The sequence below is a fragment of the Spongiibacter taiwanensis genome (assembly GCF_023702635.1).
Lineage (GTDB): Bacteria > Pseudomonadota > Gammaproteobacteria > Pseudomonadales > Spongiibacteraceae > Spongiibacter > Spongiibacter taiwanensis.
On record NZ_CP098455.1, the window covers coordinates 1,799,183 to 1,824,029 of the forward strand.

Annotated in this window: 17 protein-coding genes and 1 tRNA gene; 5 read left to right on the plus strand and 13 right to left on the minus strand. The window is 56.9% G+C overall.

Features of this window, described 5'->3' with window-relative positions; genetic code table 11:
- The first annotated feature begins 44 nt into the window (after window positions 1-44).
- Entirely contained in the window at window positions 45-1,532 is a 1,488-nt protein-coding gene (locus tag NCG89_RS08320) for a YifB family Mg chelatase-like AAA ATPase (protein WP_251089283.1), read from the plus strand.
- A gap of 234 nt (window positions 1,533-1,766) precedes the next feature.
- On the opposite strand, the gene NCG89_RS08325 is transcribed toward NCG89_RS08320, so the two are convergent.
- Window positions 1,767-3,434 (minus strand): hypothetical protein, encoded by a 1,668-nt coding sequence (locus tag NCG89_RS08325; protein WP_251089284.1) that lies wholly within the window; start codon window positions 3,432-3,434, stop codon window positions 1,767-1,769.
- 419 nt (window positions 3,435-3,853) lie between these two features.
- Between NCG89_RS08325 and rep the strand changes: the two genes are divergently transcribed.
- Window positions 3,854-5,860 (plus strand): DNA helicase Rep, encoded by a 2,007-nt coding sequence (gene rep, locus NCG89_RS08330; RefSeq protein ID WP_251089368.1) that lies wholly within the window; start codon window positions 3,854-3,856, stop codon window positions 5,858-5,860.
- On the opposite strand, the gene NCG89_RS08335 is transcribed toward rep, so the two are convergent.
- The 3 genes from NCG89_RS08335 to NCG89_RS08345 form a co-directional block, all read right to left on the minus strand.
- The gene (locus NCG89_RS08335; RefSeq protein ID WP_251089285.1) at window positions 5,857-6,840 is read right to left on the minus strand and encodes a hypothetical protein; all 984 of its coding nucleotides are present in this window, start codon (window positions 6,838-6,840) and stop codon (window positions 5,857-5,859) included. The genes rep and NCG89_RS08335 overlap by 4 nt on opposite strands.
- 75 nt (window positions 6,841-6,915) lie before the next feature.
- Window positions 6,916-9,282 (minus strand): TonB-dependent receptor, encoded by a 2,367-nt coding sequence (locus NCG89_RS08340; protein WP_251089286.1) that lies wholly within the window; start codon window positions 9,280-9,282, stop codon window positions 6,916-6,918.
- Window positions 9,283-9,451: 169 nt separating this feature from the next.
- Window positions 9,452-10,090, minus strand: a complete 639-nt coding sequence (locus NCG89_RS08345) for a response regulator (protein ID WP_251089287.1) — start codon at window positions 10,088-10,090, stop codon at window positions 9,452-9,454.
- 173 nt (window positions 10,091-10,263) lie between these two features.
- Between NCG89_RS08345 and NCG89_RS08350 the strand changes: the two genes are divergently transcribed.
- Window positions 10,264-12,492, plus strand: a complete 2,229-nt coding sequence (locus tag NCG89_RS08350) for a sensor histidine kinase (RefSeq protein ID WP_251089288.1) — start codon at window positions 10,264-10,266, stop codon at window positions 12,490-12,492.
- Here NCG89_RS08350 and NCG89_RS08355 read toward each other — a convergent pair.
- A complete protein-coding gene (locus NCG89_RS08355; protein WP_251089289.1) occupies window positions 12,438-13,337 on the minus strand; it encodes a S1 family peptidase in 900 nt (299 codons plus the stop codon). The genes NCG89_RS08350 and NCG89_RS08355 overlap by 55 nt on opposite strands.
- 172 nt (window positions 13,338-13,509) lie before the next feature.
- Window positions 13,510-13,944 carry a c-type cytochrome gene (locus NCG89_RS08360; protein WP_251089290.1) on the minus strand — a complete coding sequence of 145 codons (435 nt, stop codon included), beginning with the start codon at window positions 13,942-13,944 and terminating at the stop codon, window positions 13,510-13,512.
- Between the two features lie 378 nt (window positions 13,945-14,322).
- On the opposite strand from NCG89_RS08360, the gene NCG89_RS08365 reads away from it, so the two are divergent.
- Complete coding sequence (locus NCG89_RS08365; protein WP_251089291.1) at window positions 14,323-17,805, plus strand: indolepyruvate ferredoxin oxidoreductase family protein; 3,483 nt, start codon at window positions 14,323-14,325, stop codon at window positions 17,803-17,805.
- Between the two features lie 183 nt (window positions 17,806-17,988).
- Window positions 17,989-18,065: transfer RNA gene (locus tag NCG89_RS08370), tRNA-Arg, on the plus strand.
- A gap of 388 nt (window positions 18,066-18,453) precedes the next feature.
- Here the strand turns inward: NCG89_RS08370 and NCG89_RS08375 are convergent.
- From NCG89_RS08375 to NCG89_RS08405, 7 genes are all read right to left on the minus strand, one after another.
- A complete protein-coding gene (locus NCG89_RS08375) occupies window positions 18,454-19,557 on the minus strand; it encodes a Gfo/Idh/MocA family protein (protein ID WP_251089292.1) in 1,104 nt (367 codons plus the stop codon).
- A 20-nt stretch (window positions 19,558-19,577) separates the two neighbouring features.
- Window positions 19,578-19,976 carry a nuclear transport factor 2 family protein gene (locus NCG89_RS08380; protein ID WP_251089293.1) on the minus strand — a complete coding sequence of 133 codons (399 nt, stop codon included), beginning with the start codon at window positions 19,974-19,976 and terminating at the stop codon, window positions 19,578-19,580.
- Window positions 19,977-20,016: 40 nt separating this feature from the next.
- Window positions 20,017-20,796: an SDR family NAD(P)-dependent oxidoreductase gene (locus NCG89_RS08385; protein ID WP_251089294.1), complete on the minus strand. Its 780-nt coding sequence runs from the start codon at window positions 20,794-20,796 to the stop codon at window positions 20,017-20,019.
- A gap of 32 nt (window positions 20,797-20,828) precedes the next feature.
- The gene (locus NCG89_RS08390) at window positions 20,829-22,016 is read right to left on the minus strand and encodes a DUF1214 domain-containing protein (RefSeq protein WP_251089295.1); all 1,188 of its coding nucleotides are present in this window, start codon (window positions 22,014-22,016) and stop codon (window positions 20,829-20,831) included.
- A gap of 14 nt (window positions 22,017-22,030) precedes the next feature.
- Window positions 22,031-23,200 (minus strand): sulfotransferase family protein, encoded by a 1,170-nt coding sequence (locus tag NCG89_RS08395; protein ID WP_251089296.1) that lies wholly within the window; start codon window positions 23,198-23,200, stop codon window positions 22,031-22,033.
- Window positions 23,201-23,421: 221 nt separating this feature from the next.
- Window positions 23,422-24,444 (minus strand): AraC family transcriptional regulator, encoded by a 1,023-nt coding sequence (locus NCG89_RS08400; protein ID WP_251089297.1) that lies wholly within the window; start codon window positions 24,442-24,444, stop codon window positions 23,422-23,424.
- Between the two features lie 27 nt (window positions 24,445-24,471).
- Window positions 24,472-24,732, minus strand: a complete 261-nt coding sequence (locus NCG89_RS08405) for a DUF1145 domain-containing protein (protein ID WP_251089298.1) — start codon at window positions 24,730-24,732, stop codon at window positions 24,472-24,474.
- Window positions 24,733-24,847 lie beyond the last annotated feature (115 nt).

Consider the following 24,847-nt stretch of genomic DNA (forward strand, 5'->3'; position numbering starts at 1 on the left):
CGGGCCAGCCAAACCGAACACGCGCAGCGCTCAAGGATGAGTCTATGCCACTTGCCACCGTTTTCAGCCGAGCCAAGCTCGGCGTTCAAGCCCCGTTAGTCACGGTCGAGGTGCACCTCTCCAGCGGCCTACCCGCCTTTAATATAGTCGGACTGCCAGAGGCAACCGTGCGAGAAGCCAGAGACCGAGTTCGCTCTGCGCTGATCAATTCGCGCTTCGAATTTCCCGTCAGCCGCATTACCGTCAACCTCGCCCCGGCCGACCTACCCAAGGAAGGCGGACGTTTCGATTTACCCATCGCCATCGGCATTTTGGTGGCCTCGGGGCAATTGCCTCTCAACAGCATCGATGGCTACGAATTTCTCGGCGAGCTGGGGCTCGGTGGTGAGCTGCGCCCGGTGGATGCCGCCCTCCCCGCCGCTGTAGCCTGCGCCGCTGAAGATAAAGTGCTCGTGGTCCCTGCCGGCAACCAGGGGCTGGCGGCCATTATCGACGCATCCGATCTGCGCGAAGCCCCCTCGCTATTGGCCGTAGTGGCCCATATGGCCGGACAAACCGCACTGCCGTTCGGCTCTGAATTAACCCCCGACGGCGAGGTGATGGCGGCAGCGTATCCCGACCTTGCCGATGTCCGCGGCCAGGAATCCGCAAAGCGCGCTCTGGAAATCGCTGCCGCTGGCGGCCATAGCCTGCTGATGAGCGGCCCACCCGGCACAGGCAAAACCCTGCTCGCCAACCGCCTGCCCGGCATCCTGCCGCCCCTCAATGCCGAGGAGCAGCGCGACATTGCCATCGTGCAATCGGTGGCCGGCAAACCACTGCAATTGCGGCGGCCCTTTCGGGCACCCCACCACACCGCCTCGGCGGTCGCGCTGGTGGGCGGTGGCAGCCAGCCCAAGCCAGGGGAAATTTCGCTGGCTCATCACGGGATTTTATTTTTAGATGAAGTCGTTGAGTACCCGCGCAAAGTGCTGGAAGTGTTGCGCGAGCCCCTTGAGTCGGGCGAGGTAACGATCTCCCGGGCCAGCCAGCAGCTCACCTTTCCCGCCCGCTTCCAATTGATCGCTGCCATGAACCCCTGTCCCTGCGGCTTTGATGGGGACCCCACCCGGGAATGCCGCTGCACCCCGGACCAGATTCAGCGCTATCGTCAGCGCCTGTCCGGGCCGCTGCTGGACAGAATCGACCTGCGCTTAACCGTTCCCCGGCTGCCGCCGGGGATTTTGCAATCCAGCACCCCGGGAGAATCCAGCGCAACGGTCAGAGAACGGGTCTGCCGGGCGCGATGCAAACAGCTAGCCCGAGGGCCGCGCTGCAATGCCCAGCTCGAAGCCGCCGAAGTGAGTGACCACTGTCACCTGGGTGTTAATGAGAAAAACTTCATGATTCAGGCTGAACAGAAACTCGATCTGAGTGCCCGGGCACACCATCGGATTATCAAAGTGGCCCGCACCATTGCCGATCTTGCAGACAGCGACCGTATCGCGCTAGTCCACTTACAGGAGGCCATTGCTTACCGGGGAGATTTCTAGCTTAGGGAGTTTGATCGCCCCAGATGAGCCAGATCTGGTTCCGCGAGCGCGGCGCATACATTAGGCCAGAAACAATCCAGCCTGAGACTTTTTAAATGCAGCCCGGCGGAGCATTTAGCATCATTTGCGCCAGGCGTATTTCGATCAGCAAGCAACCCCTGCACGAAAACCACATGCAACAGCGCCAGCCCTGGGGCTGGCGCACGTGAGCCGTCAGTTGTCGGCACCCGTTGGTTACTGAGCGAGGGGTAGCAAGGTACCTTCGGTGAACTCATTCCCTGCGTCACCCTGGCCATCAGGCGTGGATACACTGATTAGCACAGCGCCTTCACTACCAAGAACCTTTACCAGGTCCCACAAGTAATGATCCTCGGAGGCATCGTTCTCCATAAAACTCAGAGTGCCAGCATCATTAATTGACCAGCTGATGCTGTTGACATCATTGCCGTCAAAGTCATTACACTCGTTGGGTGGAAACTGGATGGTCCCCTCACCGCCGGCAGCGAATACCACAGTCATCACCGTTCCGCACTCCGCCACATCCAACACCGCAGGCGAGGTATAGGTCAGCTGCCAACTACCGAGCAGCTCCGTAGCAGAGAACACATCACCTCCACGCTCCGCAAAAACGTTGCCTAGGTCATTAGGTTGATTAGAACCATAATTGGCCGACAGGGTGACCTGGAAGCGACCTACCCGTCGAAATGCTCCTGCATCCTCAGGGTTAGTAATGGCAGAGAAGACCAAATCACCCCAACGCTCGGCAGCAACCCGAACCCGGTTATCGGCATCAGGTTCACCATTGAAAAGTCCGCCATCACCATCAGTATCCACCGACGCATCAGGGTTAAAGACACCATTACCGTTGAGGGTATACGTCCCAAACTCTCCCGAAAGGGCCTGGGCCTGCTGCCCCTCATAGCTCTCGGTATTACCTGTGTGGGCAATCACGTACTGGTTGCCAGGCAAAATGGTCAGGATGTTCGTGTTCGGCATACCGATGAGTGAATCCTCATTTAGGATCCATGCCCCCTCTAAGCCGCCCTGTTCGTTAACCACCCGCTGAAATTCCACGGTTTCTGTCGTATCCAGAAAGCTCATTCTCAATGTGTCGCCCACCACCGACACGGTGCCAATATTGTCACCATCGTCATAGAGTCCCCCAGAGCCATCGGACTGGGCAATCAGTTCAATATCGAATTCACCATCTTCAATATCCCAGCTGTAGGTGCCGTATTCTGCAGAGCCTGCCGTCTGCTGGGCATCGTCGCTATGCTCATGAATGATCAAATAATACCCATCAAAAAAGGTCAGCACATTGCGCTTACCGGCGCCTTCGCTGAAAACCCAGCTGCCCCGGAGGTCGGCCTGCCGCGAGCCAAAGAAATGGGCGTTGGCCTGTTCTTCAGATACCAATGTCACGCCCTCACCAATGGTATCGAGGATATCTTGCACGTCTTCATCAAAGCTGGGCGAGGAAATCGCCAACGTTGCATTAGCAAAGGCGTCTCTAGCCTCGGAGGTTATGGTAATGCCGTTGTCAGGGTTACCGTCCGAATCTAATGATTGAAGCAACTGCAGAATATTAGTCACTACAGCGGAATTTTCAGAAAGGTCCAAAGGTGTAATTTGCGTTGCGGCAGGAACGGCCGGAAAGGTTAAAGCGCCAATTGAAAAGGTAACATCTTCGCCATCCAGGTAAGAAAATTCTCCCTTTTGAGAGGTAACTCCCTCTTGCGTTGCTGTGCTATAGGCAATTCCACCAACGACACTGTCCGTAAAGATCCCCGTTTCAGAATCGGGCGTTCCACCGCCACCGCCACCGCCACCGCCACCGCCACCGCCACCGCCACCACATGCTGCCAATGCCGCTATCCCTATGCCCAAGGTAAGTTTCTTCACGATTGCCTCCAAGTAATATTTATTTGTTCCTGCTAGGCTCTCATCGTCTGAGAACCCCATCAAAATCTAGTCATTAGAATGTGCACCGTCAATAATTGCCCGCAACTATAATTTTGCACAGTTAAAAGACTCCCCAAGAAGAGACGCCCCCTGATAGATCCCGAACACCCCGAGCCGGGGACATCTTTAGCTGTCACATTAATGCGAGCTGAAGGTTTGAGCCCTCCTCGAAATTACGACGCGCTTCATTGAGGTAAGTAAAGGGTGTATACAAGAAAAATCCGACCGATAACTTACATCGGCGGAGCTACGAAATGGGGCTCGACCCCAGCCATATCAGGGGCATTGCCGGTACCCCCGGTGCCATGCCGCTGCTACAATGCGGCGCCTTCCAGCACGATTTCGGATGCCCCGCCCCAGTGAGCAAACTCAACGACAGACAACGCGAAGCGGTCCACTACATCGACGGTCCGCTGCTGGTGCTCGCCGGGGCAGGTAGCGGAAAGACGAGTGTGATCACTCGCAAGATGGCCTACCTGATTGAGCAGTGCGGCATTCCTGCGCGACACATCGCCGCGGTGACCTTCACCAATAAAGCCGCCAGAGAAATGAAGGAACGCGTCAGCCAATTGGTGAAAGGCCAAGCCGCCAAGGGCCTGACCGTCTCCACCTTTCACAACCTGGGGATGAATATTCTGCGCCGGGAATACGCCGCGCTGAACTATAAATCTGGCTTCTCTATCTTCGATGCCCAGGACGCCCAGGCCCTGATCCGGGATTTACTGCTCCACGATCACGGCGGCGAGACCGACAAGGCGGAGATGATTCAGCATCGTATTTCCAACTGGAAGAACGACTTTGTTCTGCCCGAGGAGGCCATTGCTCAGGCAGAGGGGCCTGCCGACATGCTCTGCGCCCAGGCCTACGCCCGCTACCAGAACGCTCTGAAAGCCTATAACGCCCTCGATTTTGACGACCTGATCATGTTGCCGGCCCAGCTGTTTGGCGACCGGCCGGATATTTTGGACAAATGGCGTAACAAAATTCGCTATATGCTGGTCGACGAGTACCAGGACACCAACACCGCACAATACCGCTTGATTAAACAGTTAGTCGGCGACCGCCAGGGCCTCACCGTGGTCGGCGACGATGACCAATCGATCTACGCCTGGCGCGGCGCCAAACCCGAGAATCTGTCTTTGCTCGGCAAGGACTATCCCCACCTGAAGGTGGTCATGCTGGAGCAGAACTATCGCTCCACCGCCCGGATACTCAAGGCCGCCAACGTCGTCATTGCCAATAATCCCCACGAATTGAACAAGGCATTGTGGTCAGACCTGGGCTACGGCGAACCGATCCGCATCATTCGCTGCCGCAACGACGACGCCGAGTGCGAACGAGTCGTGACCGAGATTCTGGACCACAAACTGCGCACCCGGGGCCGCTTCGGCGACTATGCGGTGCTCTATCGCGGCAACCACCAATCCCGACTGTTAGAGCTAAAGCTCCAGGCCCATCAAATACCCTACAAACTCAGCGGCGGCACCTCATTCTTCGGTCGAAATGAGATCAAAGACATCATGGCCTATTTGCGGCTGATTATTAACCAGAATGACGACAACGCGTTTCTGCGCATCATCAACGTGCCCCGCCGCAAGATTGGTACCAGCACCCTGGAGAGTCTGGGACGCTACGCTACCGACAGGGAAATCAGCTTGTACAGCGCCTGTGAGGAGTTTGGCCTGGCCCAGCAGCTGTCCGAAGCGGCCGTCACTCGACTGCAAGAATTCACCCGCTGGCTCGATGGCCTGCGACGCCGCTGCTATGAAGACGACCCGGTTGCGGCCATACGTCAGCTTTGCAATGACATCAACTATCTCGACTGGCTGATTCAGAACAGCTCCTCAGTGGCGGTGGCCGAACGGCGCATGGGCAATGTCACCACGCTAATCGACTCGCTGGAAAAGAGCCTGAAGAATGACGAGGACGAGGTTGACGTGGAAGGGGCAATTAGCCGACTGGTGCTGCGCGACCTGCTGGAGCGCCAGGAAGATGAAGAAGAGAGCCCCGACCAGGTGCAGTTAATGACCCTCCACGCTGCCAAAGGCCTGGAATTTCCCCATGTCTTTATGATCGGCTTAGAGGAAGGCTTACTGCCTCACCAGAACAGCGTCGACGATGGCATGGTCGAGGAAGAAAGACGACTCTGCTATGTCGGCATTACCCGGGCACAACGCAGCCTGACACTGACCTACTGCGCCAAGCGAAAAAGTTTTGGAGAAATGAGCAGCTGCGAACCCAGCCGCTTTCTGGATGAGCTGCCCAAGGACGATGTCGAATGGGAAGGCCGGGGAGACAACAACCCGGCCGTCAACCAAAAGCGGGCTGACCAGACCCTGGCCAGCCTCAAGAGTATGTTCGATTAACGCGCACCGGCAAGTGAACTGAGCAGGCGCTGATTCGTCTCCAGCAATGCCTTCTCCGCATTGGCAGCATAACGCGTTGGATCGGCCTTAATCTCAATATCCTTTGCCGAAGAAGAGCCGCCTGACACCATTCCCAGCGCCGAAGAAAACACGTTAGCCGCTTTCTGCATGCCGCTGGTTGCATCTTTGCTGATCCCGAAGGGGCCCGGAATTAACACTGGCGCGCCAAGCGTGACCTTGCCATTGGGGTTATTGAAGGTACCCGCGGCGCCCATCATCCACACCACACCCGAGCCCGGCGTTACCTGGATACCCTGGCCAGCGGTTACCTCCGCAGAATACTCCGCGCCCTTATAGTCGTAAGCAGCATTGGAGGTGTATTCGGTCTCACTACCAAAGTACACAAAATGCACCGTGTAGTGAACGCCGAGTACCGGCGTGCCAATTTGCTCTGCCGCAAAATAAGCCTGATACGGCATGGCCTTGCCAGCATTGAGGTCAACCAGGCTCAAACCCGTTGGCGCAAACGTCGCAGTCTCCTGACTCCCACCCGTAATGGCCTTGAACGATGAGGTATCAACCTGGGGGCTCGGCAGCACTTTCAATTTTTGCCATTCGGCGTTGGCGGCAAGCACGCTGCGATCGGCAAGCCGATAGCCCTTCGCCGACAAGCTGGCAACAAAGTCTTGATACACCTTGTCTGTCAGATCTTGCATCACACTTTCCGGAACATCGACGAGCTTGGCACGCAGGCTGGTTCGCGCATAACCGCGATCCGAGCTGAACATGGGGCTCTCGGCAACCGCAGAAGCTTTGTCGAAGGTGACAAAGGTCACCCGAAAGTCACCGAGAACGACTTCGCTCTTGCCAGCGAAGACCGCAGGATTATCGAGCAATACCGGCTCGGCTTCCTTTTTAGTGGCAACCCCTGCACACGCAACCAAAAGACTGACACACCCAACTACCAACCACTTTTTCATCGAGATCCACCTTGCGTAAATTTGCTCAAGGCTAACAGTTGCCTCGAGTGGGCGGCATCCCAAAGAAGGGGGGGGTCAAGGTAGTCGGTAGCGCACACTGACACCGTAAGTCCGGGGCATTCCGGTCAGCCGCGACACGCCGTCACCATTGCGAAATACCGAGCGGGTAACAAACTCATCGGTGATATTGCGGACAAAGGCGGCAAGCTCCCAGCGCGCCTGCTGGTCACCAAAGGTCAGACTGGCGCCGAGTAGTCCATGATCATCGTGACGATACCAAGGGTCGCCGTCGAGGGTGGAATTGGTCTCATCTTTAAAGGCGTAATCGAGGCTAGCACGCAGCCAGTTTTGACCACCGAGCTGCCATTGATAACTGACGAGCAGGTTATATTCCCACAGCGGCGCGAAGTTAAATCGCCTGCCGGCATAATCAAAATCCGGATCACTGCCGTCGGTGTTGTAGCCGCGGTACCGGCGTACCTCGGTATCGGTATAAGACACCGCAGCCACCAAGGCCAGGCTTTTCACTGCGTTAGGCAAATAGCGCGCGCTCAGCTCTGCTCCCAGCACCGCCGAGTCGGGCACGTTGCGCAGCACTGGCAGCGGGCCGAAAATGGGGTCACGCACCTTGGCGAGTAATTGCTTGTCGGTGTAGCGATACGAATACACAGCGAACTCCGGTCGCAGCTGCTCCTGAAACAGTGAGAATTTTCCGCCCCATTCCCATGCATCAAGCGCCTCCTGAGTGACCGGCTCCAGTTGCGCCTGACTGGCCGCCGTCAGCACGGGAAAGCTACCCGCCTTGAAACTGCGCCCCGCGGACAGATACCACATTTGCCCCTGATCGGGCTGCCACTGCAAAGTCACGCGATAACTGGTGTTTTGTTCGTCCAAGGTGTCAGCGAAGGGGTCAAAGCTGCCGTTTTCTGCCACCGTCACACACTCGCCGGGAGTGGTCGAAAATTGCGGATCGCCGGGCTGACCGGTTTCTTGCTCATAGCTCGCCGCGGTAGCCTGACTCACGGTGGGAAACACCGCCCCGATGAATGTGGGCACACCGGGGCCAAGGGTCTGCACCTCGGGGTCGTCACCGGCGCAACCGGTAAAAAAGTGCTTCTGCCGGGTGTGGCGCGCCCCCAGCGAAACACTCAGCGCCGGGCCTAATTGCCATTGCACATTGGCAAAGCCCGCCCACTGGGTGACGAGGTTATCCCCCACAAAAAAGATCTTGTCAGATAGGGAGCGACCTCCGGTTGCCGGGCTAGCCAGCGCCGCGCTCTGATAACCAATATACTGGCGATGATACTCATGCCCCCGGTCCCGGCTGTAATTCACCCCGGCCATCGCATTCACATCGCCATCGCGCCACTCTCCTGACAGACGACTTTCCAGCCCCAGGGAGTGGATGCTTGCACTGATGTCTTGCTCCGAGTTATCAAAATCAAAGCCGGTTTGCGCGATCTTCGACTCGTCCGACACCATTTTTATATGGCTGACCAGATTACTCAGCCGCACATTGTCAGCGAGCAACCAATCCGCCCTCAGCGTAAACAGGCGAAAACGATCATCCAGCTGCCACTCGACAAAGGGCGCCCCCTGCTCCGCTGGCCAGTCTGCCAGCCGGTTATTTCGGGATGTCGGATCAATAAAGGGATAGTCTTCCGCGCGCTGGGGCGGCGCATTGACCAGCTGGGCATTGTAATAAATCGCCTGAGCAGCCTGGGGCTCGCCGCGGTCAGACCAGGTGTCCACCGCCAGTTCAATATCAAGTGCGTCTGACGCCTGCCAGGTCAGCATGGCCCGAAGCGCCTGCCGGTCTTCCTTACCCAAACGGTCGCCCGGGCGGGTGTTGCTGATTTGCCAGCCCTGTTGTGACCGGCTGTCCTGCACCGCAATGCGGCCCTGCAGCGTGTCGGTCAGCGGGCCAGACAACACGGCGCTGACCTCTGTGCGCTCGAATCGTCCATAGCTAAAGCTCACCTCCCCTTCGACGAGTTCGGTAGGTCGATGACGTCGCAAATTGATGGCACCGCCGGTGGCATTGCGACCGAAGAACAGGCCCTGGGGCCCCTTCAAGACCTCCACCCCTTCGATGTCCAGCAACGGCCCCTTCGCCATAATCGAGTAGGGCAGGCTGAATTCATCGATATACAAGCCCACTGCTGGGCTCGCGGTATACGTAACGTCGTTGAATCCGACGCCACGGAGGGTAAAAACCGGGGTATTAAAGCCGCTATCCGATACCGTGAGTCCAGGCACAAAAGCGTCCAGGCCGCGAACATCTCGCAAGCCTAATTTGCGCAGCTCATCCCCTGAAAACACAGAGATCGCCACCGGCACGCTGGTCCCGAGTTCTTCCCGCTTGCGGGCCGTCACTAAAATCTCTTCCGGGATTCGGCTGTAGCCACTACCGGCTAGGGCCGGTGCAGGAAACACTACCATTGCACTGACTAGCAACGCGAATGGGGCAACGGGTCCTTCGAAACAGGACGCTGTTCTCAACATCATTGGGGGTATTCTCAAGACTGGCAGGCTTTCGCTGTTATTGGTTGTTATTACGCGCGCAGCTGCCTATTGTTCACTACAACATCAAAACTCAATCACGATAATACTACTGGGAATCAGAACTCACCAAGCCCATATCGATGGCTTTCAAGGTCGCCTCAGCCCGAGAGTTAACCTGCAACTTCTGATATAACGCTTTTACATAGTCCGCCACGGTATGGTGGCTCAGCCCAAGCAACTCAGCACAGTTCTTCACGCTGTATCCCCTGGCGATCAGGCTCAATACCTCCTTCTCTCGCTCAGTCAGCGCCACCCCAAGCTCATCAGTCGGCCGAAAGAAGGTCAGCATCCGCCGGGCGATGCTGGGCGACAAAGGCGGCTGCCCCCGCATAATGCCTTTCAACCGGTCACTGAAATCCTTCTCGGATTCATCTTTTAACAAGTACCCATCTGCTCCCGCTTTCAAGGCAGCAAACAGGTTTTCGGAATCATCAAAAATGGTTGTCACCACGCAGACACTGTTAGGCGCCAGCTGTTTGATGCGACGAATGACGTCGATGCCACTGCCATCGGGAAGGCCAATATCAATCAACGCGAGGTCCGGCAAAATACTGCGCATCAACTCTTCTGCACCACGAACACTGTCTGTTAGATGCACGTAGGCCGCGTGAAAAGCGGAATCGGCAACACCGCCAAGCCAGTGCCTAACTTCAGGTATATCTTCAACGATTAGAATGGATTCCATGAGGGCTCTACGAGATCACAGTCGCTGTCCGGGCACCGCCTCAACCATGATATTATGATTTTAAATGACAATGCTGCCCGCTCCCTCGAATGATAGGCACCCCCTAAATGCGGGGGTTGCCGGGCCCGCCCCCCAAAAAGACGGCCCTTGGGCAAAATAATAGAGACATTGAATTGAGCTTGCCAAGACTTTCCCCCCTCGCCTGGCTGGCCCTGGCCGCCCTTCTCGGCATCGCCTTTTCTTCCGCCAACATTTGGCTGGCGACCCAGCAACCCTGGCGCAACCTGGACCTGCGTTGGCAAGACAATGCCGCCACGCTGCTGAGCACGCCACTGGGAAGCGACTTACCTGCCGGCACTATCATCATTGGGATCACCGACGGCAACCAGCTATTACTGCTACAACCGGAGGATTTTATCGAGGAGCCCGATGGCAATCTGCCCAGCTATTCGGCTTACGATCGGTTTATTGAACGCCAGCAAAAACTCTTTCTCGCTATTCAGTCGACCGACTTCCGCCTGGTCGACCAACACGGCAATCACCACACTACCGAGCTGCAAGACTATCGCCCAGCCTCGGATTTGCCGCCTTCTTTCTGGGTGCAAATCATCGTCGGTCTCAGTGCCTGGGTGATTGCCGCCGCCGTGGGCGCCTTTCGGCCCAAAGAAGCCAGCGCTCGCTACCTTACCCTGAGTGGCGCCAGCACACTCCTGTTCGCCAGCCTCGCCGCCGTGTACAGCACCCGAGAACTGGCCATCAACGGTGCATTATTTCGCACCTTGAGCGACCTGAACTTTCTTGGCGGACTCCTATTTGCCGCAACTTTAGTCGCCCTGTTGTGGACCTACCCCAAGCGGCTGGGCCCGGTCCGGGTGCCTAACCTATTTCTTGCTGCCGCCCTTGTGTGGTTCTCCCTGCAACAAACCGGCCTGATTGACTCGATGATGCTGGGGCGTCGCTGGCCGGTGCTCCTGGCCATGCTGGCCAGTTTTGCACTGGCCTATCTGCAATGGCGAGGGACCCGCGAGGACCCCCTCGGCCGCGCCGCGCTACAGTGGCTGTTGATCTCCTGGCTGCTGACCAGCAGCGCCTTTTGTGGCCTGATTTTTGTGCCACAGTTTCTGGGCATGCAGACCGGCCAAATTCAGGGGTACAGCTTTTTGCTGTTCTTACTGCTGTACGTCGGTCTTGCCTTTGGCATTTTGCGCTATCGATTGTTTGGCCTGGGAAAGTGGTGGTCCCGGGTGCTCAGCTCAGTCCTCGCCCTGGTCATCATCAGCCTGTTCGACCTGCTCTTCGCCATGTCCCTGCAGCTCTCTAACGAGCGGGCCCTCGGCCTGGCCGTGATCGCCGCCGCCTTTGTCTGGCTACCACTACGCAGCACCCTTTGGGACAGACTCGCTCAACCCGCGCGACTGCCCCGACGAGAGTGGTTCAATGAAGTCGTGCAGATTTCCTTTGCCAGCAATACGGCACAGCGCAATCAGGCATGGCAGTCGCTGCTAATCCGCTGTTTTGACCCATTGCACTGTGAGACCAGCGACAGCACCGGGAGCGACGTGCGCCTTGAGGAGAGCGGGCTGCACCTGCAGGTTCCCGGCGATGCCGATCGCAAAGGACTGAAGCTCAGTTATGCCATGGGCGGCCGAAGGCTGTTCAGCCTCGAAGACCGCGCCTTAGTCCGGGAGCTACTCGATATGCTGAACCACGCGCGGGGCAGCCGGGACGCATTTCAACACGGGGTGGACAGTGAGCGTGCGCGAATCGCCCGAGATCTCCACGACAATATCGGCTCGAGTCTGCTGGCCGGCCTGCACCGCAAGGACTTGCCCAGCACCCGCCAAAGCATTCGCGGGGCCATCGCGGAAATGCGCACCATTGTTAACGGGCTGACCGGACGCAACACCGAAGTGGCGGTGATGCTGGCCGACTTGCGCTACGAATGCGAGAGCCGCCTGAGCGATGTCGATATCAGTCTGGAATGGGTTCACGATACCCGGGAAAACCCCAGCCTTCCCTACGGCATCTATCAGAACTTCGTATCGATCATCCGAGAAATTGTCAGCAATGTGATTAATCACGCCAAAGCAACACGGCTCACGGTAACCATCGACTGTGCTGACGGGAAATTGGTCGCCATGATGGAGGACGATGGCATTGGGCTCAATGGCGCCCGTAAGGGGGGGCATGGCCTGCTGAACCTGCATCGGCGCATGGAAGAGCTCGGCGGCGAGCTAGTGGTCCTGGACGCCGACAGCGGCACGGCCTTACAGCTTACCATCCCCCTGGCCGGCAGCACTCTGCGACACCCCGCAGACTCACTGGCAGCCCAAACACTGCCCGACATTCAAAGCGCCGGCGGCGAGAACGCCGACCAGGTCAACAAGCGCACATCGGCATGAATAAAGCCCTGTTCTTTGGCGTAGTCCAACGCTCGGTCCAAATTGACAACCCCTGCCCGAACCGGCCCCGCCAGACTGCCGGACCCCAGCACTAGAGTGAAGGTGCTAACCACCGCGAGGGCACGGCCATCGCCGGTTAACACAGGGCCACCGCTATCCCCCGGTGACACTGAACCATCGGCGACAATGTCATAGGCCCAGCCGCCACCCAGCACTTCCACGACTTGGCCCTCCCGGACCTGCAGCTCGCGGTTGCCCAGCGTAAAATCCGAACGGCCAAATAGCACCACTGGGTCACCGGGACCGGCAAGGTTCGACTCCAGCGCTGTCGGACCGCCCACTTCCCGCACCGCCGGATGAATGTTGGCAATATCTTCCCCGGCCAACCGCACCAGGGCGAAATCATTAAATTCACATGCCGCCGACCCGGGCGACTCCCCGACCTCTTGCATCGCGACCCAGCTGGAGTAGACCAGCTCCGCCGGCCTGCTGGCGTTCTCAACCTGAATCTCATTAAAGCCCACCGGCAAGCTCCGGGCTTCGCAGGGATCGACCCCCGAATTGGTATCCGGGCTGAAGCAGTGGGCAGCCACCCCGAGATAAACCGTCTCATCGTTCAGATAAAACAGAAAATTACTGGTGCACTGAGAGCCATCGGCGGTCACTAAAGCGCCGGGACGAATCTGGTTAGCCTGTGGCGCAGAAAATGACAGTTCTTCGGAGCCCGCCTCTCCGAGACCTTCATTATCGGCACCAGACCGGCCTGAGCCATCCCCTGAGGAACCACCACCACAGGCGACCAACAGGCAGACAAACAGAGTGAAAATGGGGAAATATCGAATCATGCCGCGCTCAACTTAATCGTTATTTTTTATCAACCTAATAACGCCTATACGGGTGCGTCAATAGATTGGAGCCGCAAGCGGGAAATATCAGGCCGGACAACGGTAACAAAAAGCAGCCAAAAAAAGCCGCGAGGGAATCGCGGCTTTCTGCACTGCTACAAGAGTAGCTGTGTTACTGGCTATTCTCGACCATATAATCCACAGCTGCTTTGATTTCGTCATCGGAGCAGGTCATGCACAAGCCTTTGGCGGGCATCATACCGACATTGTTCAAACCTTCGATGGCATGGGTGTAAAGTGTATCGTTGCCCTGAGCAATCCGAGGCGCCCAGGCCGCCGTGTCACCCATTTTAGGAGCGTTGCCTGCACCCGTAGCGTGACAACCCTGACAGCTGCCCTCGTAAACTTCTTTGCCAGATTTCGCACCACCGCCTGAGGCTGCCATCGCAGCACCACAGCCGCTGTCACCTTGCAGACACACTTTACCGGCGGGGGCAATTCGAGATGAGACTTCGTCCCGCTGCTTATCGGTCAATGCCCATGCAGACAGCGCCAACACTAACAGCGCTACCGCCGATGCAACTTGTTTCAACAACACTTTTTTCACTATTCCATCCTCTCCCCTAGCAAAGCGACCCGCGTTGGCCTGCTCTCCGCGGGGCATTATAGCGGCATGAATCCGATTACTCCATAACCAGCCTGGCCTTGGCACAATGCGTCTTGCGAGACGAAGCCCCCGTCTCCAGCCCCAAAAAAAGCGCATTTCCGCCACCTGAAGAGCAGAGGGACAACTAGCCCCATCCCCCCTTCAATTCAAATTCAGCATGCGAACCGAAGTCCATGCAGGGCATTTTCATCCACCCAACCAACCAAAAGCGAATTAGCCCTTCCATTTCCGACCTTTCCGGCCGACTTTTGCATAAACCTTCCCAGATGAGCCGGATAATCTACCCTCTCAACACCTGTCCAAGCTGGAGCCCCAAGAATGCACCATAAAAAAATATCCCTGGACGACAAATATGCATTGGATACCACCCGCGCCTACCTCACCGGCATCGAAGCCTTGGTGCGCCTACCCATTCTCCAACACCAGCGGGACACCGAGCGTGGTCTGAATACCGCGGGTTTTGTCTCCGGCTATCGCGGCTCCCCCTTGGGCACCGTCGATCAGTCCATGTGGAAGGCCCGCAAATATCTCGATAAGCACAACATCAAATTCCAGCCCGGCATCAATGAAGACCTCGCCGCCACCGCCGTGCGCGGCACCCAGGAACTGGGCTTACTGCCCGGAGCAAGGTACGACGGAGTGTTTGGCATGTGGTACGGCAAAGGCCCTGGTGTTGACCGCAGCATGGACGTGTTCAAACACGCCAATGCGGTAGGCACCTCAAAGTACGGCGGGGTGCTGGCAGTAGCCGGCGACGACCATGCCGCTAAATCCTCTACCCTGCCTCACCAGTCCGAGCATATGTTCATGGGTGCCTCCATGCCGGTACTGGCGCCCGCCAATGTGCAAGAAGTCCTCGACCTCGGCATTTACGGCTGGGAGCTATCCCGCTACAGCGGCTGCTGGGCGGGCCTGAAAGCCATCACCGAAAATATGGATTCGGCTATCTCTGCCGAAATCGACCCCCACCGCATTAACATTGTCATGCCCGACAGCTTCGAATTGCCCGCTGATGGCGTGCATGTGCGGTTCCCCGATACCCCACTGGCCCAGGAATTACGGCTGAACAAATACAAAATCTACGCCGCCCGCGAGTTCGCCCGCGTCAATAACCTGAACCGCATTGTGCTGGACAGCGCGCAACCGCGGCTGGGCATTATCACCAGCGGCAAGTCCTACCTCGATGTCATGCAGGCCCTGGAAGATTTGGGCATTGACGACAACACCGCCGCCAAAATTGGCCTGCGGGTGTACAAGGTGGGCATGCCCTGGCCGCTCGAGCCAGTGGTCACCCATCAGTTCGCCGACGGCCTGGAAGAAATCCTGGTGGTCGAGGAGAAGCGCTCGGTAATTGAGGACCAGCTCACCGGCCAACTGTATAACTGGTCGGTGGACAAACGCCCCCGGGTTATCGGCGAATTTGACGAGCACGGCAAAGACCTGCTGCCCAACCTGAGCGAACTGACACCGGCCATGGTGGCCCGGGCCATCGCCTCGCGGATTCGGCGTTTTTACCAGAGCGAGGAAATCGACAAGCGCCTTCGCTTCTATGATCAGAAAGAACAATCCATCGCCAGCAAGCGAGACAAGATTACCCGCAGCCCGCACTATTGTTCCGGCTGCCCTCACAACACCTCCACCCAGGTGCCGGACGGCAGCGTCGCCTTTGGCGGCATTGGCTGCCATTACATGAGCACCTTTATGGAAAACCGCCCCGCCCATACCTTTACCCAAATGGGCGGCGAAGGGGTGAGCTGGATTGGCCAGGCAGCCTTCACCGATACCAAGCATGTGTTTCAAAATTTGGGTGACGGCACGTACTTCCATTCCGGACTACTGGCCATCCGCCAGGCCGTTGCCTCCGGCGCCAACATTACCTACAAAATCCTCTACAACGACGCCGTTGCCATGACCGGTGGCCAACCCATCGACGGCCAGTTGAGCGTTGAGCAGATTATTCAGCAGTTGCGTGGCGAGGGCATCAAGCGGATCGCCCTGGTCTCCGATCATCCGGAGAAATTTAAATTCAAAGCCAAAAATGGCCTGACCATTGATCACCGGGACGACCTGATGGCAATCCAGAAATCGCTGCGGGAGGTCACCGGCACCAGCGTGCTGATTTACGAACAAACCTGCGCCGCCGAGAAACGCCGTCGCCGCAAGAAGAAATTAATGGAAGACCCCAACCGGCGGATCTTTATCAACAAAGCGGTCTGCGAAGGCTGTGGCGACTGCGGTAAAAAATCTAACTGCCTGTCTGTCTTACCGGCAGAGACCGAACTGGGTCGCAAGCGGGAGATCGATCAAAGTGCTTGTAACAAAGACTATTCCTGCGTGAGCGGCTTCTGCCCCAGCTTTGTCTCGGTGATTGGTGGCAACCTGAAGAAGAACAAAGCCGCCGCCGCAGTACAGGAATTTGTCCCCCTGCCCGAGCCAGCACAGCCGGTATTGAGCCAACCCTGGAATATTGTGGTCACCGGGGTCGGCGGCACGGGTGTACTCACCATTACCGCGGTGCTGGCCATGGCCGCTCACATTGAAGGCAAGGGCTGCGCGACCATGAACCAGACCGGGTTGGCGCAAAAGTTTGGCCCGGTGGTAAGCCATCTGCGCATCGCCCAGCAGCAAGAGGATATCCATGCCGTGCGTATTCCCGCCGGGGATGCGGATTTGCTATTGGGCTGCGATCTGGTCGTCAGCGCCGGCGACGAGGCCATTGCCAAACTGAATACCGAGCGCTCCTACGCGGTGATTAACGACACCGACGCACCCACCGCCGAATTTGTTTACAACCCCGACGCTCAGTTTCCGAAAGAATCAATGAAGAACATCCTGCTGGAGGAAGTTGGCGCCCACAAAGTCACCTTTGTCGAAGCCAGTCAGATTGCCACCCACCTGCTCGGTGATGCAGTGGCCAGCAACTTCTTCATGCTCGGCTACGCCTACCAGCTCGGTTACATTCCGGTGAGCGCCCAGGCCATTGAAGACGCCATTGAGCTCAATGGTGTGGCGATTGAATTCAACAAACAGGCCTTTCTCTGGGGACGCCGCAGCGCGGTTGCACCGGAAGAAGTACGGGCAATATCTGGCGTTGACGCTGAGCACTGGCAACCGCTGGAACAGCTCGACGACATCATCGAATTTCGCTATCAGCACCTGCGCAAATATCAGGATGACAATTATGCCAAGCGATATGCCGATATTATCGAAAAAGTACGTCAGGCAGAGGCTGCACTCCTTGGTGAAAACACCATCCAGGAATTAGCGCTAAGCGTTGCGGTCGCAAAGGCACTGCACAAGCTCATGGCCTACAAAGACGAGTACGAAGTCGCCCGCCTTTACAGTGATGGCGACTTTATCAAACAGCTGCAGGATACCTTTGAGGGCGACTTCAAACTGCAATTCCATATAGCGCCGCCACTGCTATCCCAAAAGGATCGCGACACAGGCCATCCCCGTAAGCGCACCTTCGGTGCCTGGATGATGCCCGCCTTTAGATTGCTGGCAAAATTTAAATCCCTGCGGGGCACTAAACTGGATATTTTCGGCTATACCAGCGAGCGCAAAATAGAGCGTCAACTTATTGAAGAATTTATTCAGGAACTCGAATCGTTACTCGGTAAGCTGACACTCGAAAATCGCGATACCGCCATCGAAATCGTCGAGCTGGTGCAGAAGCTAAGAGGTTTTGGTCACGTTAAACTGGCAGCAGTAGATACCTACCGTCGCGATCGGGATGCCCTGATGAAGCACTGCCTCAGCGGTGGGGTGGAATATATCGAAATAGTCAGCGCGGCCTGATTTGCATCAACTTCGCGGCTCGTCCCCCTCACAGGGCCTTGAGCGCCTCCTCGAGTTCTCTCTGCCCACCGATGTAAGCACCCACCAACCAAGCGCTGTATTGCCCATCCTTTTTGGCTTTGCTATAGTTCGCCGCTCTCAAAAGACCCGCCCTTGCCACCGGCAACCGCGCGTCACCGATTTCCGCCCGTAGCTCAGCTGGATAGAGCGTTGCCCTCCGGAGGCAAAGGTCAGAGGTTCGAATCCTCTCGGGCGGGCCAAATTAAAAAGCCACCCCTCGGGTGGCTTTTTAATTTGGTTCGTCTGATCGGTGAGGGCCTCTCCAGGTTCGACAAATTGCGACCAGCAATTTGGACCGCCGATAGGCGCCCCGAAGGGGTCAAAACAGCCACAAGCTGTTTTGAGTCAATCCTCTATCGCTGTCATCTCCAATCCAAAAAGCCCCATTCCCATACCCGGGTGGCTTTTTAATTTGGTTCTCCTGATCGGTGAGATGGCCACAGCACTCGCTGCGCTCGCGGGCCACGCTGACCTCTCCAAGTTCGACAAATTGCGACCAGCAATTTGGACCAAGGAGCAAAGCAACACAGCCCCATCATCTTCAAGATGCGAGTCATAACACTATCACATAAATGAGCAGCCAAATTCTCAATCGAGATAAGAGGCTCTACTGCCGGTACTAGCAGACAATTCAATCGCCTTCAGCATGCGATGCCGCAACAGCGCATCGGCAAAACTGGGCAGCGTTTGCCCACCCCGCAGCCAGTCTTCCACCAGCGTGCTGTAAGCCCGGGCCACACTGGCTGGCGGACCATCGTCCAGATTCAAATTCGGATACTGATACGCGTCGGGGATGGTAAGCGGTGCCAGTGCCTCTTCGCCGCGCGCGCCCTGAATCGCCAGTGGCAACATTTGGGTGTGACCGCCGCCGGCAGTGATGACCAGATCACCCTCGGTGCCGGTGATTTCCCACAAAAAGTGCGTCCCCCGGGAAAAGCCGCCCCGAAAATGCACGGACGCGACCGCGCCACTTTCCAACTCGCCGGTCAGGGCAATCTGGTCGGCCACGGTAGCGGGGATCATTTCACCGCTTTCCACCACTTTGACGCGCTTGCGCCGGGTTGCGGTGGTCGCGTTCAGAGAGGCGAACTCGCCAAGGACCGAACAAAAGGCATCCATGGTGTGACCGAAGGGAATGGTCAACATGGACGCGCCGTTGTCTTTGTCCAGCAGATAGCGGTAGCAGTCCAGTACATCGGCGCCCCAGTTGATGCCATCGGCGACAATGGTGGAGGACAGCACCTCGCCAACATATCCCTCTGCCACCAGGGCTTTAGCGTATTTGATTACCGGCGCAGATCTTGCCTGTAGCCCCACCGCGTTATAAACGCCTTTTTCCGCCGCCATTTTTGCCAGCGCTTCGGCCTCTTCAACGCCATTACCCAGGGGCCATTCGCAGTACACCGCCTTGCCCGCGTTCAACGCCGCGCTGACCAGTTCAAAGTGATAGGGCACTTTGACGGTCACCACCGCCAGATCAACCTCAGGACGAGCGACCAGCGCCTCGGCATTATCAAAAGCCAACGCCACGCCAAACTGGCTTGCCGCCGCTCGGGCCGATTCAGCGCGGCTGGTACTGACAGCCACCAGTTCTGCTTCGGGAATCTGCGCCAAGGCAGGAATGTGGGCGTCGACCGCCCACCCCCGCTCCGGGCTGGCGCCGATAATGCCGACACCAATTTTTTTCGTCATAGCGATTTACCTTATCGGCGCTAACAAAGCACCTGAGTTGCATGAGTGGTATCGAGATATTCCTTCACCTGACAGATTTTTCCGTCCCTGACCGTCATCAGAAAATGATAAAGGTTGTTGTAGAGTTTACCTTTAACATAGCCATAGGACTCGGCTTCCACGGCGACCCGCTCGCCCTGGCAAGTCCAGGCAGAGGGCGTCATTTGCAAACCGTCGGGCGCCTCTTTGAGCACCCCGGATAACAGCTCAGCGAATTGCGCTTTGTCCCGGGTGCCAGCCAGGGCAAACTCTTTTGGATCGCCGGCAATCCACCAGGAGAAGCCATCATCCGACAGATAGGACAGGGTTTTATCCGCATCACTGGCCGAAAACGCCTGCCAGAAGCCCTCTACAATTTCTTTGTTCTGCTGTTCGCTCATTATTATTTTCCTTACTGAATTTTCAGCCTTACAGATTGCATTACGCCAGCTGCAATACCTGGCCATCGTCTACTGGCAGCACCACACCGTTAACAAATGAGGACGCGTCACTGGCCAAGAGCAGCACCGGACCATCCAGCTCTTCCACCTTGCCAACCCGCTTGGAAGGCAGGCGAGAGATTTCCTCTTTGCCCTGATCTGTTTCGAAATAGGCCTCTACCATTTCGGTCAGAAAGTAACCGGGGGCAATGGTGTTGCAGCGAATGCCGGTGTTAAACAGGTCCGCCGCAATCTGTTTGGTGAGTTGAATAACCGCCGCTTTCAGGCTGCCATAACAGGGCACATTTTTAAGCGTCTGCAGACCCGTTACAGAACTGATGTTAATAATAGAGCCCGGCTTTTTTGCTTCCAGCAGGCGGGTCGTGCACTCTCTACACATGCGCATGGTGCCGCTGAAGTTCACGTCGATCAGGTTATTCCAGGCCGCATCATCAATCATGGGAAAGGGCGCAAAATCAATCTGGGCCGCCGAGTTCACCAACACATCGACAATGCCGTAAGTCTGCTCTGCCTGGTCAAAGGCCGCCTTGATGCTGGCGACATCGGAAATATCCAGACGCACGGCAGTGGCATCACCACCGGCTTCTCGAATACCGGCCGCGACCTCTTCCACCATTTCCTGGCGGCGGGCACCAACAATCACCTTGGCACCCGCCGAAGCCAGGGTGAAGGCAATGCGACGCCCCATGCCGGTACCGCCACCGGTAACCAGGGCAACTTTACCGTCGAGAGAAAACAGATTCTTAACGTCTAACAACATGCTACTGCTCCTTTTTATTGTTCGTCGTGGTATCAATCAAAATTACGCTTTGGAATGGAACGGGCCCTGGCAAGTAGAACTTTCTGGCGTTCTTCGGGGCCGATCATGGGTGTCGCGGGGTCGAGCTCTTTGCTCAAGTCAGCAAACTTGACTTTGCGCAGGGTCGGCACCGGGGTGCCATCGGCCTTGTAGTAACGAATCGAGATCAAGCCACGCTCATGACCGCCCGTGTCGAGCCAGTTGGCCGCACCGGGATCCTTGTGGGCAATAACCGCGCGGAGTACGCCGTCTTTATCCAAAGTTGCCTGATGCCCATTGAGAGACGATTGGCGCTGGTGGTAATCCCTGGCCTCCCAAAAATGACTGCACAGCTGGGTGCTCCAGTAGTGCGCTTTCGGCGGCGTGACTTCCATGATAATGGCCTCATCTGGACCACACTCGTAAGTGCCTTTGCCGTAACGCAGATCAGCCCAGCCGAAGTCGATGGAGTCAAAGATCAGCCTGTCTTGCGGGGCGTCGTAGTAAGAGCGGTACACTTCGGCGAAGCGATTTGGCAGCATTTTCAACCAGTCGATAAACAGCCCGCAACGCTCTCTGATCTCTTCTGCGGTAATACCTGGCGCCGGATACTCTGCACCCACCCGTTCGATAGTCACGTTGGCAGCGGCTTCATTTTCCCAATCATAAAAGTACTGGCGGAAAATAATATTGCCGTAGCCCTCAGGTAATTTGACCCAGTTGCCAGGCTGCTCGTGGCGGCTCAGAATAATCTCGACTTCGTTGTTTTCGTCGGTCTCGAAATCGCTTTTGCGATCCACCACCGTCCAGTCAGCGATATGGGCAAAGTGGTTGTTGCGAGTTTCAATATCGAACACCCGGGCATCGCCCTTGAAACCGCGAATCTTGTAGGTGTAGTCGCCGTGCACCGGTGCCCAAACATAGAAGCAGTCAGTCGCAGGCAAGCCGTAGTGAATACGGGTGCTGAGAAAATGGAAAAACTGAGGATACTCCACCGATGAAGTATCCAGGGTCATGGGCAGCGCACCGGCAATCAAGCGGGTCAGATAGCGCACACCCTCGGCGCGGGTATGTTCGTCTTTGATCAGCGGGTCTTCCCATACCCACTTTTGCAGGGCCGCAATTTCCTGGCTGATGGTCAGCCAGATTTCGGGGTCGGCGAAGCCCGTGGGCAAATTGTCTGCCTTGGTCTTGGGTAGCATGAGCATGATCCTGTTTATTTCAAAATGAATTGCTGGCGATAGGTCGCGAAGCGGGTGTCTATGTCATCAAGCGACAGACCAAACTGCTCCGGGGTGTACTCATAGGTTCCCCAGTAGCCCTTGGGGCGACGACCTTCGTAGTTGTTAAAGGCGGCCAGCGATTCGGCAGTCAGCGTTCTGCCCGCTTTGGCATAGACCTTCTCGATCACGCTGTTCACATCCTTGACGATATCCAGGTAATCGATATCCAGAATGCGGTCGGCGGGCAGTGACTCACGCGCCTGCAGATTGCGGTCCATCTGGTCAGCCCAGTAGGCAAACACATCGCGGCCGATTTCTACCGGGTCAACCGTGTCGCTGCCAATCTTTCTGCCCTCTTCAATCAGCGAAGCAAAAGACGGAATCACATCCCGGGGATCGCGGTGGCAGTGGACAATAATGGCGTCGGGGAAGGTCTCCAACAGCATTGGCATTGAGCCAAGATGCACCGGCGTTTTCATAATCCAGGGGCGACCTTCGGTGTTGCCGTCCTGCCACTGCAGGTACTGCAACATCTGATGGGTCACTTTGTAGCTGCCGCGTTGGTCGCTGCTGGCAACGTAGTCATAGAACGACGGCGTGCGGGCAAACAGCCAGGAGATAATGCTGTCGAAGGCCATCTCCATTAAATGCAGTTCTTCGTCGGGTTCCTCGGCCTCCATGGGATGGCGCGCCATCCAGCCGGGAAAGTTCTCTGACAGCGCCGTTTCCATTTGCAGAGCGGCATCGATCCGGCCCTGGGGATTGCCCGGCTCTTCATCGGGAAAGGGTGCAGGAAACAGTTCTTTCCAGAAATCCAGTCGCTGCACCTGGGGATCCGCCGACATTACGCGCTGCAGTTTTGAGGTTCCGGTGCGGGGCAGCCCGGTAATAATGATCGGCTTGACGATCTTTTCGTCCAGAATCTCCAGGTGTTTGCGCACATCCTCGGCGTAACGCAAACGGTTAGTCAGCAGACGGATAATGCCGCCGTACACCATTTGCTTGCCGGTGGCATTCAGGTTGGCTTCCCTGGGCAGCGCGTCGAGCAAGATCGACAAACCCTTTAGAAACTCGGTGTCGCCAAATTCGCTCAGGCCCGCCTGCTGACGAGCCACCGCCAACAGGCCGTCAAGATCGGTAGGAAGTTCAGCCATGTCTGACATCAATCGGTACTCCACATCTCGTTATTTTGGTTATTCATGCCCGCGACGGAATGTTCACCGCAGGCTTAGAAGGAGATTACGGAGGATGCAGAGCTACAGATAGCACTCGACGGGCCAGCGCTGTACCAAAAAGGCCAAATTTCACTATTTGGCACAAACCGATACACGAGTTCACGGTGCAATCAGCCGGATGTCAGGCGGGGCGATTGTGAAAAGCGCGCTTATTCGGCCCCTTTGGCGTGGCGCCCCGGCGTCTTGCCCGTCCAGCGTTTAAAGGCCCGACTGAAGGCCCAGTAGTCTGAAAATCCCAGGCGCTCGGCAATCTCACCAAGGCTCAAATGGCCCTGACGGAGATATTGAAAAGCCAGCTCCTCCCGCAGCTGATTGAGTACCCCCGAGTAGGTCTCGCCCTGTTCTTTGAGGCGACGAAGCATGGTGCGCTCGCTCATATGCAGCATTTGCGCGGTTTTCGCCTTGGACGGTGCGCCATCGGTAAACTGGGCCACCAGGGCATCTCTCACCCGCAGGGGGAGCCGGTCCTGCATTCGCAGCTCCAATTGCTCCCGGGCAACCGCCTCCAGCAAATTGGCCAGTTCTTCATCGGCAGCCAAGATGGGCCTTTCCAAATCAGCGCGATTAAAGGTCAAGCACTCCTGCGCCGCACCGTACGCTATCGGGCAAGAAAAGAACGCCTCAAAGGCGGGATCGAGAGCGGTATCCGAGTAGCGCAGGTTAACCGAGTGAGGATCGATGCGATCACCAGATATCTCCCGCAGCAAATGCAGAATGCTGGCTAGCACAGTGTCGTAGGATTGCGCTACGGGCGGGTTTTTGTCCAGATCGTAGAGAAATTCCAGGGTGATCAACTCGCCTCTGCTGACCAACCGGGCGGTAGTGGCATCCGAGAGCAAACGGCAATATCGGGCAAGGCGCTCTAAAGCCCGTAGCAGCGTCACGCTGCAGGCCATCAGGTGTCCCACCACATGAAAGCTCGCCGGCTTGACCTCCTGAGCAACGCAGAGGCCGAAGGCCGGGTTGTGGGCGAGCTTTCGGGCACACACCCAAAGTTGCGTCACCTCCTGCTGGCTATAGCGATTACTGCCCTGCTGCAGGCGCTCGCCATCGAGCTGCGCGGCGCCGAGAATGTCATCCCGCAACAGGCCACTCTGCTTTTCCAGCGCGCGGATAATCGTTAACACCCAGCTGGCAAGTATCCCCTGCCCTTTCGCACCCGCCAGGTCCACGCTCGGCTCCTGCTACCCGGACTCAGCTTAACGTTGCCGAGCTTTCACCAACGGCAGCCAGTGAGCAAATCCAAACAGCAGCGTCGGCACCAGTCCGATTCCTGCAACACTCGCGAACTTGGCTTTTACGAAAACGTATTCCAGCGCGTGAGCCACCAGCACGAATACCCCAAAATAGAGGGCAATCTGATTGATCGCCGGTGGCAGCAAGGCGGCCAGGGCGAGGATAAAGGCCGCCCAGGTGAGGCACATCGCCGCCTTGGTAGCAATAATGACACTGCTAGACATGACAGACTCCTGCATGGAAAAGTGACGCGATTGAAAGGAGATCAAAGACCATCAACCAGAACATGCCGGCCGCGCCCATTACCTCATTATTATTTAAATTCTTTCGGTAAAAAAA

What these genes read in the sequence shown, in the direction of transcription:
- NCG89_RS08340 (WP_251089286.1), bottom strand. Translation starts at nt 9,282, where the DNA reads ATGGTAGTGTTTCCTGCACCGGCCCTAGCCGGTAGTGGCTACAGCCGA.
- NCG89_RS08395 (WP_251089296.1), bottom strand. Translation starts at nt 23,200, where the DNA reads ATGTCAGACATGGCTGAACTTCCTACCGATCTTGACGGCCTGTTGGCG.
- NCG89_RS08320 (WP_251089283.1), top strand. Translation starts at nt 45, where the DNA reads ATGCCACTTGCCACCGTTTTCAGCCGAGCCAAGCTCGGCGTTCAAGCC.
- NCG89_RS08365 (WP_251089291.1), top strand. Translation starts at nt 14,323, where the DNA reads ATGCACCATAAAAAAATATCCCTGGACGACAAATATGCATTGGATACC.
- NCG89_RS08355 (WP_251089289.1), bottom strand. Translation starts at nt 13,337, where the DNA reads ATGATTCGATATTTCCCCATTTTCACTCTGTTTGTCTGCCTGTTGGTC.
- NCG89_RS08345 (WP_251089287.1), bottom strand. Translation starts at nt 10,090, where the DNA reads ATGGAATCCATTCTAATCGTTGAAGATATACCTGAAGTTAGGCACTGG.
- NCG89_RS08335 (WP_251089285.1), bottom strand. Translation starts at nt 6,840, where the DNA reads ATGAAAAAGTGGTTGGTAGTTGGGTGTGTCAGTCTTTTGGTTGCGTGT.
- NCG89_RS08375 (WP_251089292.1), bottom strand. Translation starts at nt 19,557, where the DNA reads ATGACGAAAAAAATTGGTGTCGGCATTATCGGCGCCAGCCCGGAGCGG.
- NCG89_RS08405 (WP_251089298.1), bottom strand. Translation starts at nt 24,732, where the DNA reads ATGTCTAGCAGTGTCATTATTGCTACCAAGGCGGCGATGTGCCTCACC.
- NCG89_RS08390 (WP_251089295.1), bottom strand. Translation starts at nt 22,016, where the DNA reads ATGCTACCCAAGACCAAGGCAGACAATTTGCCCACGGGCTTCGCCGAC.
- NCG89_RS08385 (WP_251089294.1), bottom strand. Translation starts at nt 20,796, where the DNA reads ATGTTGTTAGACGTTAAGAATCTGTTTTCTCTCGACGGTAAAGTTGCC.
- NCG89_RS08380 (WP_251089293.1), bottom strand. Translation starts at nt 19,976, where the DNA reads ATGAGCGAACAGCAGAACAAAGAAATTGTAGAGGGCTTCTGGCAGGCG.